Source organism: Shewanella decolorationis S12, assembly GCF_000485795.1.
GTDB classification, from domain to species: Bacteria; Pseudomonadota; Gammaproteobacteria; order Enterobacterales; family Shewanellaceae; genus Shewanella; species Shewanella decolorationis.
Genome location: NZ_AXZL01000065.1, coordinates 22,335 through 38,449, shown reverse-complemented (window position 1 = coordinate 38,449; position 16,115 = coordinate 22,335). Strand labels below are relative to the sequence as shown.

Annotated in this window: 13 protein-coding genes and 1 riboswitch; of the genes, 11 read left to right on the top strand and 2 right to left on the bottom strand. The window is 48.9% G+C overall.

Annotation, left to right across the window (positions count from 1 at the left end; genetic code table 11):
• Positions 1 to 277 precede the first annotated feature (277 nt).
• Positions 278 to 2,389, bottom strand: coding sequence for a glycoside hydrolase family 97 protein (locus SHD_RS10075; protein WP_039978081.1), 2,112 nt, complete (start codon positions 2,387 to 2,389; stop codon positions 278 to 280).
• 218 nt (positions 2,390 to 2,607) lie between these two features.
• On the opposite strand from SHD_RS10075, the gene SHD_RS10070 reads away from it, so the two are divergent.
• Together SHD_RS10070 and SHD_RS10065 are read left to right on the top strand one after the other, a co-directional pair.
• A complete protein-coding gene (locus tag SHD_RS10070) occupies positions 2,608 to 3,417 on the top strand; it encodes a tRNA (adenine(22)-N(1))-methyltransferase (protein WP_039978109.1) in 810 nt (269 codons plus the stop codon).
• A 114-nt stretch (positions 3,418 to 3,531) separates the two neighbouring features.
• Positions 3,532 to 4,062 (top strand): NUDIX hydrolase, encoded by a 531-nt coding sequence (locus SHD_RS10065; protein WP_023267005.1) that lies wholly within the window; start codon positions 3,532 to 3,534, stop codon positions 4,060 to 4,062.
• 105 nt (positions 4,063 to 4,167) lie between these two features.
• On the opposite strand, the gene trhA is transcribed toward SHD_RS10065, so the two are convergent.
• On the bottom strand, positions 4,168 to 4,851 hold the full coding sequence (gene trhA, locus SHD_RS10060) for a PAQR family membrane homeostasis protein TrhA (RefSeq protein ID WP_023267004.1): 684 nt from the start codon (positions 4,849 to 4,851) through the stop codon (positions 4,168 to 4,170).
• A 276-nt stretch (positions 4,852 to 5,127) separates the two neighbouring features.
• On the opposite strand from trhA, the gene SHD_RS10055 reads away from it, so the two are divergent.
• The 9 genes from SHD_RS10055 to SHD_RS10015 all read left to right on the top strand — a co-directional run bounded on the left by SHD_RS10055 (position 5,128) and on the right by SHD_RS10015 (position 16,073).
• Positions 5,128 to 6,255: a hypothetical protein gene (locus tag SHD_RS10055; RefSeq protein WP_023267003.1), complete on the top strand. Its 1,128-nt coding sequence runs from the start codon at positions 5,128 to 5,130 to the stop codon at positions 6,253 to 6,255.
• A gap of 175 nt (positions 6,256 to 6,430) precedes the next feature.
• A riboswitch (TPP riboswitch) is annotated at positions 6,431 to 6,529 on the top strand.
• A gap of 158 nt (positions 6,530 to 6,687) precedes the next feature.
• Positions 6,688 to 8,841 carry a phosphomethylpyrimidine synthase ThiC gene (thiC, locus tag SHD_RS10050; RefSeq protein WP_023267002.1) on the top strand — a complete coding sequence of 718 codons (2,154 nt, stop codon included), beginning with the start codon at positions 6,688 to 6,690 and terminating at the stop codon, positions 8,839 to 8,841.
• Between the two features lie 2 nt (positions 8,842 to 8,843).
• Positions 8,844 to 10,541, top strand: coding sequence for a thiamine phosphate synthase (gene thiE, locus SHD_RS10045; RefSeq protein WP_023267001.1), 1,698 nt, complete (start codon positions 8,844 to 8,846; stop codon positions 10,539 to 10,541).
• Positions 10,538 to 11,476, top strand: coding sequence for a HesA/MoeB/ThiF family protein (locus tag SHD_RS10040; RefSeq protein WP_023267000.1), 939 nt, complete (start codon positions 10,538 to 10,540; stop codon positions 11,474 to 11,476). The genes thiE and SHD_RS10040 overlap by 4 nt, the downstream gene beginning before the upstream one ends.
• Positions 11,473 to 11,676, top strand: coding sequence for a sulfur carrier protein ThiS (gene thiS, locus SHD_RS10035; RefSeq protein WP_039978079.1), 204 nt, complete (start codon positions 11,473 to 11,475; stop codon positions 11,674 to 11,676). Before SHD_RS10040 ends, thiS begins: the two co-directional genes overlap by 4 nt.
• A 1-nt stretch (position 11,677) precedes the next feature.
• The gene (locus SHD_RS10030) at positions 11,678 to 12,442 is read left to right on the top strand and encodes a thiazole synthase (RefSeq protein WP_039978077.1); all 765 of its coding nucleotides are present in this window, start codon (positions 11,678 to 11,680) and stop codon (positions 12,440 to 12,442) included.
• Positions 12,439 to 13,554, top strand: coding sequence for a 2-iminoacetate synthase ThiH (thiH, locus tag SHD_RS10025; RefSeq protein ID WP_023266998.1), 1,116 nt, complete (start codon positions 12,439 to 12,441; stop codon positions 13,552 to 13,554). Before SHD_RS10030 ends, thiH begins: the two co-directional genes overlap by 4 nt.
• 111 nt (positions 13,555 to 13,665) lie before the next feature.
• A complete protein-coding gene (locus SHD_RS10020; RefSeq protein ID WP_023266997.1) occupies positions 13,666 to 13,929 on the top strand; it encodes a hypothetical protein in 264 nt (87 codons plus the stop codon).
• A gap of 2 nt (positions 13,930 to 13,931) precedes the next feature.
• Positions 13,932 to 16,073: a putative metalloprotease CJM1_0395 family protein gene (locus SHD_RS10015; protein ID WP_023266996.1), complete on the top strand. Its 2,142-nt coding sequence runs from the start codon at positions 13,932 to 13,934 to the stop codon at positions 16,071 to 16,073.
• Positions 16,074 to 16,115 lie beyond the last annotated feature (42 nt).

Genomic DNA, 16,115 nt, shown 5'->3' with positions numbered 1-16,115 from the left:
CATTGGGGAGTTTAGCTTAAGCTAACTTAATACAATTTGCATCCGTGTCGAGTGTGACTCAGTAGTGGAGGGCAGTGGTCCTGCTCAAATGAAATCCGCCAATGGTTGTTAGGCGCTGTAACTAAAACTAAGCAACTCAATAATAAGAAATAGTCACCAAGAAGGACTTCTTGGTAACTATTGTAATGGCCACTTTCGCTTCGATTGCTGTGGCAATAGTCACTGTTGCAAGAGTGACTGTCGCTCGGGACTTTTAGAGTCCATTTAGCGCTTGAGTTTACAGCGCTTTAAAGCGGATCGCTGTGCCGCCACTGCTGGCTAGCTGTAATGTCAGGCTATCCTTGGCGCTAACCTCTTTGGTTTCAATTACATAATCATAGGGATTGGTTTTCCAGTCGGCTTTTGCGCCATCACGGTAGATCTGTGCTTGATAGCGTTTGTTTGGGTCGAGGAAATCCAGTTTTACCTTGACTTCGCGGGCATTTTCATCGGTCAACGCGCCTAAGTACCAATCCTGTTGGTCCTTGGCTTGGCGGGCAAACACCACGTAATCACCCACTTCGCCAGCCAGTGCGATACTTTGATACCAGTCTGTTGGCACATCACGGATAAATTGGAAAGCATCCAAATGTTTCTGATAATTGCGCGGTAAGTCGGCGGCCATTTGGATTGGGCTGTAGAGCACCACATACAGGGCGAGCTGCTTCATCAAGGTGGTTTGCACACGGTTTTCGGCATCTAAGCCCTTAGGCGCTAAGTCAAAAATCCCTGGGGTAAAGTCCATAGGGCCTGCCAGCATACGGGTAAAAGGCAACATGGCAGTGTGTTCTGGGCTATTTGGTGGGCTGCCCCAGGCATTGTACTCTTGGCCGCGGGCACCTTCGCGGGCGAGCCAGTTAGGATAAGTGCGACGAAGCCCAGTATCTTTAATCGGCTCATGGCTGTTGATGCTGATATGGTGCTTGGCGGCTTCGGTAACGCTGTGAAGATATTCGCCCACCATAAACTGACCGTCGTGCCATTCGTGACGGGGGATGCCGTTTTCATCGATGCGTTTGATTTGTCCACCGTCAGCGACGTAACCGGTTTTGACTTGGGTCACGCCATGTTTTTCATACAGGGCGAAGGCATCATCCATTTGATTACGGTAATGGGTCACTGAGCCTGCGGTCTCATGGTGACCAATCAGGCGCACGCCTTTTTTGGCGCCGTAGGCGGTAATGGCGGGTAAATCGAAATCATCGTAGGCCTTGGTAAAACTGAATTGATCGCCATTATGGAACCAATCGCCATCCCAACCTTGGTTCCAGCCCTCGACCAAAACGCCATCAAATTGGTACTTGGCGGCAAAATCCATATAGCGCTCAGTTTCGCTAGTGGTTGCGCCGTGTGTTGGACCCGAGCCCCAAGTGTTTTCATTGAGGTGCATACCCCACCAAATACCGACATATTTGCCCGGTTTAACCCAAGAGACATCTCCCAGTTTATTGGGCTCGTTCAAGTTGAGGATAAGGTGCGAATTAAGCAGTCCCGTGGCCTTGTCGGCGATTTGAATGGTGCGCCATGGGGTATAAAAGCCCGCTTGGGTTTTAACACGAGTACCATCTGACCAAGGGGTGAGATCGGCCTTGAACTTGCCATCGCGCTGTTGATCGAGGGTCATCGAGGCAAAATCAACTAACGCTGCCTCGTGAATGCTTAAATGGGTGCCATCGATCAGTTTAAAGGTAAAAGGGGTGTGGGCTCGGTCGACCTGATTGAGTGGGCTGGTGCGATACAGATATTCGTAGCGGTTCCATCCGCGAGAAGGGATCCACCAGGCGGTGGCCTTAACACTCTGACCAATATTAAATTCGGTGAGTTCATCGGTGATGGCAAGCGGTGTATTCGCTGGCAGGGCGTTTTGGGCGGCTAAGTGATAACGAAAGCCAATGCCATCGTCAAAGGCTTTAAACTCGAGGTTTAAGTCGATTTTGCCGTTGGTTAATACCACGCTCAGTTGATTGTGTTGATCCTTAATCCACTCTTGCTCACCCCAAGGTTGCTGCCATTTGCCATCGGTGCTGGCGGTGTGGCTCGATTTGATACGTAGACCTTGGCCTAATTCGCCCAGTGAGGCAAAGACTAACCCTAAGCGGCTCGGTTCGATAATCGATTTGCCATGAAAATGGATTTGGTATTCTGGGCGGCCCGTATCATCACTCAGACTCAAGACGATTTGCTTGTCGGGTGAGCTTAGTTTGAGGGTCTGCGCTGTGGCACTGTTGCAGAGCAGGCTGCCAATGCTGAGTGCTAGCAAGCTGGGCGTAAATAGGCTGGCGGCCCAATGGCGGTGATGTCGTTTTGGCGAGTTGATGTGGCGTGCATGGGTAAGAGGATTGCTGAACATTCCCTGATCCTTGTTTTTATAGTGAATATGGGTCAATGCATACTAGTGGCGATGACTTTTTGCTCGCAATGCTTTGCATACGTATTCACCATAGTGAGCGGTTAGGCGGCAGGCCGAACGCAAAGTGTAAAGAGATGGGTTTTAACCGCTGACTCGGGTAGAATGCGCGGCTTTATGGCGCTCAAGCATGTATGGGCGCGATTTTTGAGGCGTCAGCGGTGAAAATCAGTCAGCGATTACAGCAGATCAATCAGATGGTAGAGCAAGGATACGATCATATTTGGGACTGCTGCTGCGATCATGGTTTACTCGGCATGCTGTTACTGCAAAGAAATGCCGCGCCTAAAGTGCATTTTGTCGATTGTGTCGCGCCCTTGATGCAGCAACTCAGCCTTGAGTTGGCAAGGTTTTTTCCGCCACACCATGAAACTGAAAATACAGACTTAGCACTGAGTGAATGGCAAGTGCATTGCCTCGATGTGGCGGCCTTGCCACTGGCGCAATACGGCAAACAAGCCAAGCACTTGGTGATTATTGCGGGTGTGGGCGGTGAGTTGTTGGTTGAATTGGTGCGCAGTATTGTGGCGAATCAGCAAACTCAACGTGATGCTCAGAGTGGAAATAAATTGGGCAATCATGACCTTAGTCAAAGCACCTGCCAGCTCGAATTTATTTTGTGTCCCGTGCATCATAATTACCATGTACGCAGCGCGTTGGCGGAGTTGGGCTTATCCCTTAAAGATGAATATTTACTCGAAGAAAACCAACGTTTCTACGAGATCCTACATTTAACTCAGGCCAATGCCTGCTCAAAAACGAATACCAGTTCAAAAACAACTGAAGCAGTGCCCTTAAGTGCGACGGGCTCAATCATGTGGCAAGGGTTAGATGCGGATAAAACCAACCAAGCCAAACGGTATCTTGACCAAACCATAGGCCACTATCAGCGTATTCCTGAGCATCGCATGCCCAACAAGTCGCAAATTGTGGCGGCCTATCAGCACATTTTGCAGCAACTGAATTGTTAACCTTATAGGTCAACATGCAGCCATTGAGCGCTTATCCTTGGCGTCGAAACGGTTTTACTCTGTAAATCCATCGAGTTGATTTATGCTATTAGGCCGTTAATCTTGAGTTTTATTATGCGTTTATTGAAGTCCACCCAAGCTGCCAATCTCAATCTTAAACAGGCGAAGATTTTTTATCGCCAAGCCGCCCGTGCCATTGTGCTGTCAGGGGAAGATATTTTGCTGCTCTACACCCAAAAATATCGGGATTACGGTTTACCAGGCGGTGGGGTGGATAAGGGCGAGAGCCTCGAAGTTGGACTTATCCGAGAGTTGCAGGAAGAAACCGGCGCTATTGCCGCCAAAGTGTTAGCGCCCTTTGGTCGTTATGAGGAATATCGTTCTTGGTTTCGTGAGGGCGCAAATGTTGTACATATGGATTCTTACTGTTACCTGTGCGAAATCGATATGAGCCTTGGCGAGCGCGGCCTAGGTGAGCCAAGACTCGAAGCCCATGAGATAAAAAATGGCATGCGCCCAGAGTGGATCAATATCCACCAAGCGATTGCCCATAATGAAGAAATTCAGCGAACGTTCGCCAATAAAGGGCAATCTATCGACAGGGAAACCTTTCTGCTCAAACGAATCGTAGAAGAGTTGCTGTAGATAAAGTTAGCTTGAAGGGTTATTGCACTGTAGTTTAAAGCGCAGCCATCAAAAAGCCATCCTGAGGATGGCTTATGAGGATTTCTGTGAAGGCTGCCTTAACCGTTAGATCACGGTTAAATAAATACAAAAGAAATGGCTCATCGCGCCTGCCAATACAAATAAATGCCAAATCGCGTGATTGTATGGGATGCGTTTACCGACATAGAAGACCACCCCTAAGGTGTAAAACAACCCGCCCAATAGCAGAAGCTTAAATCCTAGCGGTGACATCGCCGCCGTCAAATCGCCCATCACAGTCACACACAGCCAACCCATTACTAAATAGAGCACTAGGCTCATTTTTTTAAAGCGATGAATAAACAAAGTCTTAAATAAAATCCCACCAATAGCCAAGGACCAAATCGCCGTCAGGATAATGGTGGAAAGTTGTCCTTGCAGGCTGATTAACATCAGCGGGGTATAGGTGCCTGCAATTAAGCAGTAGATAGCACAATGATCGGCAATCTTAAGTTTATGTTTCCAGCCTACATGCGTTACGCTGTGATACAGGGTAGAACTTAAAAACAACAGGATAAGGCTTGCACCATAAATAATAACACCTGTGAGCTGAATACTGGTGAGGTGGTCGGCGCCCTTGAGGATCATAAACACTAAGCCGACCACCCCCGCGATCACCCCTAGGCCATGGCTGATGCTATTGGCTATCTCTTCACTAAGGCTATAGCAACTGATATTCAATGGTTTTTCATGACTCATTTGCGGTTCTATCAAACTCTGGCTTGGCATGCTGTTGATCCACTCGATGGCGATAATGACTGAGTCTATCAGTTGATAAATTGGAAAGCCATAATTAGCTTACACGTGTAAGCTAATTTATTTTAAGGATAACATCATCAACTGAGACTGAGGCGAGCTCTTATCTAGTTGTACAACATTATGGTGACTGTTTACGACTGATTAATGTCAACGCCTTGGAACTTTGTGCGTTGCACTTTCTCTAATCTCCCGTAGATGTCATGGATTTGTTAAGTACTTTGTCCATTAAGTACTAAGGGATGGATTTTGCCTGTTCGTTCGAATATTACCCCAGAAGATGAGCTTAGTTTTGATGCGTACGGCCGCGTGACAAACGACGAGACCGTAGCATTTTCCGTTATGCCTTTTTGTGTTACGTCTTTCAGCGCTACAGTCCAAGGCACTATAGATTTGAACCCTAAGCCTTTTAGCGCTCATGCAGAGCCTTTGGGAAGCGGTATAAGCCTTAATTTGCATGAGGCTAACCAAAAAGATATCGATAGCACATTTCAAACATCTTCAAATCTAAGTGGGCGAGAGTGGTCGCAGTATTTCAATCTTAAGCCATTGTTTTGGGTCATCCTAGGTCATAGCTTACTGCTGTTGTTATTAATTTTTTTATGGCGAACCCAGTCGGAACACTTAGGGCTGTCGTTTACCGAATCATCTTCCAACGCACGGACTACAACCAAGGCGTTAAAGGCATATTTTATTTATGCGCCGCCAACGCAAACCGCTCCAGCGGATCCGCCTAAAGATTCCTCTGTGGAAGAACCTACCGTTTCTAGTGAGCCGATCATTTCGCCGCCTAACACTATAGAGCAGATTGCAAAACCTCCAGAAGTCGGCGCCCAAGTGTCAAATAGAGCAGTTTCAAACACTCCAACACAGGGCCAAACCCAGCAGAGTACAAAAGAAGCTGTTAATCCTCAAAAGGCAGAAGTCCAATCAAACTCGGCTCAAGCGGCAAGTACAGAGCAGTCTGCGGCAAACGAGCAAAGCAGCGGTACGGCTGGCAGTGTCGGTTTATTTACCCAGCGTTATTTTGAACGTCAGCGTGAGCAAGCCTTGGATGATTTAGTGCTAGAGCAGGCAAATCATTACAGCAAACGGTCGAATTTGTCTGAAATGAGTCCTGAGATGGAGGTGTTGATTGTGCCCAATGCCGACGATTTTAGCGGCCCCACCAGTTTAGATTTAGAACTGGATCCCAATCGAATTGTCCGTAAAGGGGATACCTGCTATCGAGTCGTTAAAGTCGGTACCCAAATTAATCCCTATGCTGAGAATTTAGGTTTCCCCTTCGATTGCAGTGGCAAGAAAATGAATCAAGAAATTGACGATGCCATTAAGGCGCAGCTGGATAAAATGATGGTAAAGCGGCCAAAAGGTTAAAAAATAGTGATGATAAATTTTCACTAAAAATGACACTTGTTGTGGATTATAAAGTTTATTGAAATTAAATTTGTTTTTATACAGTAGGTTATTTGTTCTTTATTTTTGATTGGTAATTTGGTTTTTATCCTAAAATTAGGCTTGTTTGTTCATTGCGCTTCTGCCTATACTTTTGCCCATCTTGTCGGAGTGCCTCTTGGCTGAGACCGTTTATTCGGGATCCGTTGAACCTGATCAGGTTAAAACCTGCGAAGGAAACAAGCATAATAACATCCATTAAATCGTCTCAGCGGCCACCTTTTGCCCTGTATTAACCCATCGATTTAGTCGTTATTGAGTCCGCTAATCCGCTTAGGGTTTGCAAGGCTCAGCTTCAACACTCAAGTCTCCAGACAAGCAACCCCATTTTTATTTGTTAAAGTGAGATTGCTTATGTCCAGTTTAGAATTGTCCTCAGAATCGATTGCTGTGAACACCCAAGAGCAAACGAGCCGCCGTGCGGCGCGCGCCCAGGCCCAAGCCTTTATCGATACCCTTAAACCATTACAACATCCTAATTCGCAAAAGCTCTATTTGCAGGGGAGTCGTGAGGATCTCCGTGTAGGGATGCGGCAAATTCTGCAAACCGATACGCGGATTGGCGGCACTGCGACTGCGCCCATAGTTGAGAAAAATCCTCCCATTCCGGTGTACGACTGCGCAGGGCCTTATTCCGATCCGGCTGCGCAAATTAACGTGCGCCAAGGACTAGCCAAACTCAGATTACCTTGGATTATCGAGCGCCAAGATACCGAAGTGCTCGATTGTGCGACCTCAGATTTCACCCAGCAACGCCTGAAGGATGATGGGCTCGATCATCTGCGCTTCGAGGCCGGCTCAAGTGCGATTGTTCGTCCTCGCCGAGCCTTACCGGGTAAGCGCGTGAGCCAATTACACTATGCCCGCCAAGGGATCATTACCCCCGAAATGGAGTATGTGGCGATTCGGGAAAATATGGCGCTCGCCGAGGTGCAGGATGAAATCTTAAACCGCCGCGGCCAAGGTGAATCCTTTGGCGCCGTAATCGGTAAATCGATTACCCCAGAATTTGTCCGCGACGAAATTGCCCGTGGGCGCGCCATTATTCCGTTAAATATCAATCACCCTGAAGCCGAGCCTATGATTATTGGCCGTAATTTTTTGGTGAAAGTGAATGCCAATATCGGCAACTCGGCGGTTACGTCCTCCATCGAGGAGGAAGTCGAAAAGTTAGTCTGGTCAACCCGTTGGGGGGCGGACACTGTGATGGACTTGTCCACTGGGCGGTATATCCATGAAACCCGCGAATGGATTATCCGTAACTCGCCAGTGCCGATTGGCACAGTGCCGATTTATCAAGCATTGGAAAAAGTAAACGGCGTGGCTGAGCACCTGACCTGGGAAGTGTTTCGCGATACCTTGATTGAGCAAGCGGAGCAGGGCGTCGATTACTTTACCATCCATGCGGGCGTGTTATTGCGCTATGTGCCCATGACCGCCAAACGGGTGACTGGGATTGTGTCCCGCGGCGGCTCGATTATGGCCAAATGGTGCTTGAGCCATCATCAAGAAAACTTCCTCTATACCCATTTCCGTGAGATTTGCGAGCTGTGCGTTGCCTACGATGTATCGCTGTCATTAGGCGACGGTATGCGTCCTGGCTCCATTGCCGATGCCAATGATGAGGCGCAGTTTGCCGAGCTTGAGACCTTAGGTGAGCTGGTCAAAATCGCCTGGGAATACGATGTGCAGACCATTATCGAAGGGCCTGGACATATCCCTATGCAACTTATCAAAGAGAATATGGATAAGCAGCTTATCCACTGCGCCGAGGCGCCGTTTTATACCCTAGGGCCGCAAATTACCGATATTGCGCCGGGTTACGATCATTTCACCTCCGGAATTGGGGCTGCGATGATCGCATGGTATGGCTGCGCCATGCTCTGCTATGTGACGCCAAAAGAACACTTAGGTTTACCCAATAAGCAGGACGTCAAACAAGGGCTGATTGCCTACAAGATTGCAGCTCATGCGGCCGATATTGCTAAAGGCCACCCAGGCGCGCAGATCCGCGACAATGCGTTATCTAAGGCGCGCTTTGAATTCCGTTGGGAAGACCAATATAACCTGGGGCTCGACCCTGATACAGCCCGAGCCTATCACGATGAATCCCTGCCACAGGAATCGGCCAAGGTTGCGCATTTTTGCTCTATGTGCGGCCCTAAGTTCTGCTCGATGAAGATCACCCAAGATGTACGTGACTATGCAGCAAGCTTAGCGGCGGGTACGTTAGCAGCGGCTTCGTCAAGCCAAAATGTTGAGAGCGCTGAAACTTTTACATCGATAAACCCAGTTCCACAAGGGCAATCAAACACAGAAGCAATCCAGCAGATCAGAGTCAAAACCCAAGATGAATTAGCGGCGGCCATGGCGCAAAAATCGGCCGAGTTTGCGGCTTCGGGCGCCAAGCTGTATCTACCGCTAGGCGATGCAAATACTGCCAATGAATCGGCCAAGCATAAGGACGGGACAGAACTCCAATCCATAGTACAGGTTGCGGAGGTTTGATAATGACCCCTGCTAAACATATTAGCCAAGTGGCGCCTAAACCTATCGTCTGGACCATTGCGGGTTCCGACAGCGGTGGCGGCGCGGGGATCCAAGCCGACTTAGCCACCATCAAAGATTTGGGCGGTCATGGATGCAGCGTGATCACCACGTTAACAGCCCAAAGTTCGGTGGCGGTGGATTTAGTTGAGCCGGTGAGTGATGCAATGCTACTCACGCAGCTATCGACTCTGTTAGCCGATCTACCACCTCAGGCGATTAAGATTGGCTTGCTCGCGAATCAGCAGCAACTGCATTTAGTTGCCGATTGGTTGGCTGGTTTTAAAACCCAGTTTCCACTCGTCCCCGTTATTCTCGACCCTGTGATGGTCGCAAGCTGTGGGGATGAACTTGGGGATAAGAGCACGGCGAGTCGGCCGCTGGATTTTACTCCCTTTAAGGGCTTGATTAGCCTGATAACGCCGAATGTGCAGGAGTTGGCAAGGCTTACTGTCGCCAAAGACATACAAGCGTCACCATTACACACAAAAGCAGCGTTCGCCGCTGCGGCAATGCAGCTCTCTGTGCAATTAGCTTGCAGCGTATTAGCCAAGGGCGGCGATATTGATTTTGCGGCTCAGGCAAGTACTGGCATTAACACCACTGATATCTTAAGCGATCACAAAAGCGGTATCACAAGTCATCGTATCGCCACAGATAATCAGCGCTTGGCGGAAGATTTGTTGATTTGTCATCAGGTTACTGGCTGCTCACCGCTTGACGCTAATGGCGGTTTTTGGCTCAGCAGTGCGCGGATAAACACGCGCCATAATCATGGTAGTGGTTGTACTCTGTCTTCGGCCATCGCCTCGGTGTTAGCCTTTGGCTTTGTATTGCAGGATGCCGTTGTGGTAGCAAAAGCCTATGTTAATCAAGGCTTAACTTATGCAGAGGGGATTGGCAAAGGTCCTGGACCACTCGCGCGTACCGCTTGGCCGCACAGCTTAACGGCTTTTCCTCACGTCACGGCTTATTCTCAAAATAGCTTGAGTGAATCCAGTGATTTGCAATGCTGCGCGTTTAAGCGCCTTGATCCTGACTTAGGGATTTATCCCGTAGTCGATAACCTACTGTTACTCGAGCAGTTATTAGCGGCGGGCGTGAGGACGGTACAGCTGAGGATAAAGTCTAATGCGCTAAAGTCTAATGCGCTTGCGTCGGACGAACTTGAGGCACAAATCCAAACCGCGATTGCCTTAGGTAAGCATTATGATGCGCAGCTTTTTATCAATGATCATTGGCAGTTAGCGATAAAGCATGGCGCATTTGGCGTCCATCTTGGACAAGAAGATCTAGCGGTGACGGATCTTAACGCCATTCATGCCGCGGGATTGGCTCTTGGCATCTCGAGCCACGGTTATTTCGAGTTGCTGCGTGCCCATCAACATGCGCCATCTTACATCGCCCTCGGGCATATCTTTCCAACGACCACCAAGCAAATGCCATCGGCGCCGCAGGGGTTATGTAAACTCACTCATTATGTAGAGCTGTTAAAGGCGCACTATCCCTTAGTCGCAATTGGTGGCATAGGACCTTCGAATCTTGCGCAAGTCAAAGCGACTGGGGTGCGCAATATTGCCGTGGTGCGGGCGATTACCGAGACAATAGACCCAGTAATGGCCCTTGCCGAATTGACGCGAGCCTGGGAGTCAAGCCTATGATCACGACACAAGAGCAGGCGCAATCCCTTGCCGATAAAGACTTTATTCGTTATTCGCGGCAAATATTTTTACCTGAGGTCGGCGAGGCTGGCCAGTTGCAGCTGAAACAGGCTCATGTGCTTATCGTAGGCCTAGGCGGCCTTGGACAACTGGCGGCGCAGTATTTAGCCTGCGCTGGTGTTGGGCGCTTAACGCTTGTCGACGGCGATAGGGTGGAATTGTCCAATCTACCGCGACAATTACTCTTTAGTGACGACGATATTGGTCATCACAAAACCCACATTGCTAAACAGAAATTGGCCGTGTTGGCGCAAGGTTGTGAGATTGATGCCTTTGCCGAGCATCTGACTATTGAGTCTGCGAACGCGGTATTTTCGAATCTGTTAGCCCATGGCAAAGAAGCTAGGTTAGTACTTGATTGTACTGATAATCTTATGGCGCGCCATTGCATCAATCGGCTGAGTGTTGAGCATGCCTTGCCTCTGGTGAGCGCCTCGATAGCCGCTTTCAACGGCCAATTGTTTGCCGTAGATCAGCAGCGTTTCCCTTTGGGAGGCTGTTATCACTGTATTTTCCCCTCGGATACTCGCGCGCCACAAAACTGTACCAGCCAAGGTGTACTTGGCCCCAGTGTCGGCGTAATGGCATCGATGCAGGCGCTGCTAGCGATGCAATTGTTGCTCCTAGCCACGCCACCAACCTCTGCAACAGAACAAACGGTTAATCAGTCTTTCGAAGAGACATGTCAACCAATAGCCTCCACTAGATCGTTACTTGGCCGATTTTGGCGTTTCAATGCCAAGTCACTTCAATGGCATTCGGCTGCCTTAACCCGTGATCCCGATTGCGAGGTGTGCGGATTAAAACCGAGTGCATTAATGCAATCAACTACAGCCGTTTCATTCAAATCTGTCCCTAATCGAGGTTTGTTATGATTTTAATTCATCTCAATAATGTGCCCCAGACACTTCAACAACCGCTGAGTTTACAAGCCCTGTTAGAAGCACAAAATATTTGCCAACACTCGGTTGCCTTAGTGCTTAATGAGGCCGTTGTACCCAAACATAGATGGTCATCTATCCTCTGTCACCATGAGGATAGGATAGATGTATTTGCCGTTGTCGCCGGAGGTTAAGATGTTAACGATTGCGGGTGTGGAATTTGAGTCACGATTATTTACGGGCACGGGTAAGTTCAGATCAAGTCAGCTGATGCTTGAGTCGATTAAGGCGTCTAAATCGCAGTTGGTGACGGTTGCGATGAAAAGAATTGATTTAAAAACAGGGGCCGATGATTTGCTTACACCACTTAGGAAAGCGGGCGTGCGACTCTTGCCTAATACCTCGGGGGCGCGTAATGCTAAGGAAGCGATATTCGCCGCTGAACTGGCGCGGGAAATGCTGGGAACACAATGGGTTAAACTTGAAATTCATCCCGATCCCAAATACCTAATGCCCGATGCGGTCGAAACATTAGCCGCGGCCAAAACCCTCTGTGAACGTGGGTTTATCGTGATGCCCTACGTGCATGCCGATCCTGTGCTGTGTCGCCGTTTAGAAGAGGTTGGCTGCGCTGCCGTGATGCCACTGGCAAGCCCAATTGGGACGAATCAGGGGCTGGTGACTGAGTCTTTTATCAAGATGATTATTGAGCAGGCAAAAGTGCCCGTGGTGATTGATGCGGGAATTGGCGCGCCCTCCCATGCGGCCCACGCGATGGAGCTGGGAGCCGATGCCGTACTGGTTAATACCGCCATCGCGAGTAGTGCTTCGCCCATTGAAATGGCGCAGTGCTTTAAGGATGCGGTGGATTGCGGGCGCCGCGCCTTTGAAGCGGGGCTTGGCCGAGTGCAGACTCAGGCTGTACATACCAGTCCACTAACGGGATTCTTGCAGCAATGAGTTTTGTCGACCAATTTGCCCATATTGAACGGGATAAGTTATTGCTGGCGTTATATTCCTGCACGGCAGTAGAGGTTGAGCGCGCTCTGATGCAGCCCGAGGGTAATCTAGAGAGTTTACTTGCCCTGTTGTCTCCTGCAGCAGAGCCCTATATCGAAGAGATGGCTCAACGCTCGGCGGCACTGACTCGGCAACGCTTTGGGGCTAATATCGGACTCTATCTGCCCTTATACCTGTCGAACCTGTGTGCTAACGAGTGTGACTATTGCGGCTTTAGCATGAGCAATAAATTAAAGCGCAAAGTGCTCAATGAGCAGGAACTTGCGGCCGAAATAGCGATTATCAAATCCCGTGGCTTCGACTCCATCTTGCTAGTGTCGGGAGAGCATGAAACTAAAGTGGGGATGGATTACTTTAAGCGCGTGTTACCCATTGTAAAACAGCAGTTTAGTTATTTGGCCATGGAGGTTCAGCCGCTTGAGGAGATTGATTATCGTCAGCTTGTCGAGCTAGGACTGGATGCTGTGATGGTGTATCAAGAAACCTATCAAGCGGCGACCTATGCCAAGCATCATACCCGAGGCAATAAACAGGATTTTACATATCGGCTGGCAACGCCCGATCGCGTTGCTAGTGCGGGTGTCGATAAGATAGGCCTAGGTGTGTTACTGGGTTTAGATGACTGGCGGCTCGATGCTTTACTGATGGGCCATCATCTGAACTATTTAGAACGGCATTATTGGCGTACTCGATTTAGTATTTCTTTACCGCGTTTAAGGCCTTGTACTGGTGGCATAACACCAAAAGTGCATTTAACCGATCTTGGACTGGTGCAAATGATCTGTGCCTTCAGGCTTTTTAATCAGCAACTTGATATCAGTTTATCGACACGCGAGGCGCCATCGCTTCGGGACAATTTACTGCCACTTGGGATAACACAGATGAGTGCGGGGAGTTCAACGCAACCTGGGGGTTATCAGGCGCCAGAGAGCCAATTAGATCAGTTCGAAATAAGCGATGAACGTACCGTTGAGCAAGTCATGACTCAGATGCGGCTCAAGGGATTTAATCCGGTTTTTAAGGATTGGGAATCGGCTTGGATAGCCTGTTAAAAAGAGCCACAAATCCGCAAAAAAACCATCAAATAGGAGGGATAAATCTGTACATTGATATTGGCTTGGTCAATAATTAACCTAGTGTTCACCAGATGCGGGAATCCTTTTATGCAAATCCAATCTGCTTATGCTTCCGGTCTGCAAGGCTTGCAATCGGCTCAATCAGGGTTAACACAGGCTACGATTGATGTGGCTAAACCTAGCCCAGCGCAAAGCGCTGCACCTACAGAAACCGCTAGGGCGGTAGATGAACCTGATAAAACCTCAGCATTAGTTGCAGCTAACGCGTCATTGCGACAAGGTGAGGCGTCGACTGAGGTACTCGAGAGAGAATCTGAAACCATAGGTTCGATTATTAATATTAAGGTGTAATTATGTCGGTCATGGCGCTGTCATCCCAGGTTGGCGCGCCATCCAATTCGTTTTTGGGTGCTGATAAGCCGATTGAGCCGCTAAAAGGAGCAAGACCTCATAGTGGACTGGTTTATCAAGGTGACAACAGTCAGACGGTTGCTAACCTTAGCGCCTCAACGGCTAGCTTTAATGCACCAAAATCCGAAGTGAGTGGGGCACTTGAACCGTCTTTAAGCAGCCTTAGTGCGGCGTCCAGCCAAACTTTGCCTTTTACAGGAACTCAGCCTGAGTTATTGGCAAGTGTTAAATCGAGTTATGCTAGCCTTTCTTCTAGCGCTCATGTGGATGCGAGTGCAATTCAGAAAGCTATCGTAGATTTAGACGTAAACGTTCCTGCTCAGTTACATTCAACCCCATCTGTGCGGATAGATTCGACTTCGCAGTTTTCAACTCAAAAAAGTTTTAGTTTACTGACAGGGCCTCGTTCCATAGGTGGAATGAGAGATGGGCAAATTGCCGCTTCTCAGACAGCCGTGTCAGTATTGAGTGCTCCGGATGTGGGGCTTTCAGCCTTGAATGGTGCCGTTAATCCTCTGGTTTCTTTGGCGCCAAGCACAACCGCTTACTCATCTAAAAGCGATATCGGCAGTATTACTTCGTCGAATTCGGATTTCGCCAATATCTTCTCGTCTTCAGATGCCATAACAACGAATGTCGCACCATTGGGACAAGAACAGGCCCGTAGTACAGTAATTAGCCCCTCTGCGCCTGAGTTTGCAGGGGGTGATGTCGTTGGTAATTCGTCGGGGACCCACGATTCGGTGGTGACCAACATGGATGATGCAACCTCGCCTCAGGCAAACAGCTTGGGTGAGCAGTTTAGTTATCTCTTTGGCCAACCTGCCGGGACCAAGGAGCAAGTTGGGACTGAATCGGCAGCAGGTGAACCTTCTCAAATTCAGCAAAATCAAGCTGAACAAATTCGTGATGAGCAAGCTAAGCAAGCAAGGGAAAAAGCTGTGCAAGAGCAGGAGCAAAAACAGCAAGCGTTAGCTGAAGCTTTCGCTAAAGCAGATAACAGTCAACAAGCTCAGCAGACACAGGACGAACAAACTCGCCAGCAAGACTTAGCGAAGGATCAAGTCAAGCAGGCTCAAGAAAAGGCGATAGAACAGCAAAAAGCCCAAATAGACGCATTAAAAGCGAGGGATACAGAAGTCAAAGCCCATGAGCATGCCCACGCCAGTGTGGGCGGTCAATATGCTCAAAGCCCTAGTTTCAAGTATGAAAAAGGTGCCGATGGTCAGCGCTATGCTACCGATGGTGAGGTGCAAATCGATGTGTCAATTGTACCTGGCGATCCACTGGCGACCATCAATAAGATGAAGCAGGTCTATGCGGCGGCGATGGCGCCAGTTGACCCATCTTCTGCCGATATTCGTGTTGCGGCGCAAGCGCTGCAGAAAATGAATGAGGCCAAGGCTAAACTTGCTGAGGAACGTCAGCAGCAGATTGTTGACCAACCGACCACGGAAACCCTAATTGGCGCAGAGGCACAGATTGAAGGTTTACCACCGCTTAAGGAGCGCCAAATTCAAGTCACTGGCAAGATTGATGCTAATGGCAATATCACTGCGCCCCAAGATGACCCATCGGCACCAGTGACAGAAGTGATTGATAAGATTAAGCAAGCCATTGCGGCGCAGATTGCATCGAATAATACCTCAGATGCAGTAAGTACCACTGAAGTTGATACGACAGAGACCATTGAGCCGCCAACGGCGACCTTAGCGATTGGTGTCGTATCAAATAAGGATGACGTGCCAGAGATTGCTATGCAGCGGCTCGCGTCGCGTGACAGTAATGCTGTATCGAGTCACACATTAAACGGCAGTAATGCGGTGCGCTTCTATGGCTCGGTCGCCGTGGCAACGCTGGCGAGTAAGGGAAATACTGAACTTAATCAATCAGATTCGGATGATGCTTCACTCGAGCGGATAGATGATTCGGCACTAACCACTCATTCGCCTAGCTATGAGGGTGAGAGTATTATTTCCAATGGATTAACACTCGAGTCATTAAACCGCCAAGACACACGCGGCCTGTTCAACCCTCAAACCTTAGCACTGCATCGTTCGCATTTCTTAGATGTGAATGTTTAGCCTCAATATTGCAGTATGCCTGCAAATCTTAACTACCTAGCA

Coding starts and splice junctions, on each gene's coding strand:
- SHD_RS10075 (WP_039978081.1), bottom strand. CDS start 2,389: ATGTTCAGCAATCCTCTTACCCATGCACGCCACATCAACTCGCCAAAA.
- SHD_RS10065 (WP_023267005.1), top strand. CDS start 3,532: ATGCGTTTATTGAAGTCCACCCAAGCTGCCAATCTCAATCTTAAACAG.
- trhA (WP_023267004.1), bottom strand. CDS start 4,851: ATGCCAAGCCAGAGTTTGATAGAACCGCAAATGAGTCATGAAAAACCA.
- thiC (WP_023267002.1), top strand. CDS start 6,688: ATGTCCAGTTTAGAATTGTCCTCAGAATCGATTGCTGTGAACACCCAA.
- thiE (WP_023267001.1), top strand. CDS start 8,844: ATGACCCCTGCTAAACATATTAGCCAAGTGGCGCCTAAACCTATCGTC.
- SHD_RS10040 (WP_023267000.1), top strand. CDS start 10,538: ATGATCACGACACAAGAGCAGGCGCAATCCCTTGCCGATAAAGACTTT.
- thiS (WP_039978079.1), top strand. CDS start 11,473: ATGATTTTAATTCATCTCAATAATGTGCCCCAGACACTTCAACAACCG.
- SHD_RS10030 (WP_039978077.1), top strand. CDS start 11,678: ATGTTAACGATTGCGGGTGTGGAATTTGAGTCACGATTATTTACGGGC.
- thiH (WP_023266998.1), top strand. CDS start 12,439: ATGAGTTTTGTCGACCAATTTGCCCATATTGAACGGGATAAGTTATTG.
- SHD_RS10020 (WP_023266997.1), top strand. CDS start 13,666: ATGCAAATCCAATCTGCTTATGCTTCCGGTCTGCAAGGCTTGCAATCG.
- SHD_RS10015 (WP_023266996.1), top strand. CDS start 13,932: ATGTCGGTCATGGCGCTGTCATCCCAGGTTGGCGCGCCATCCAATTCG.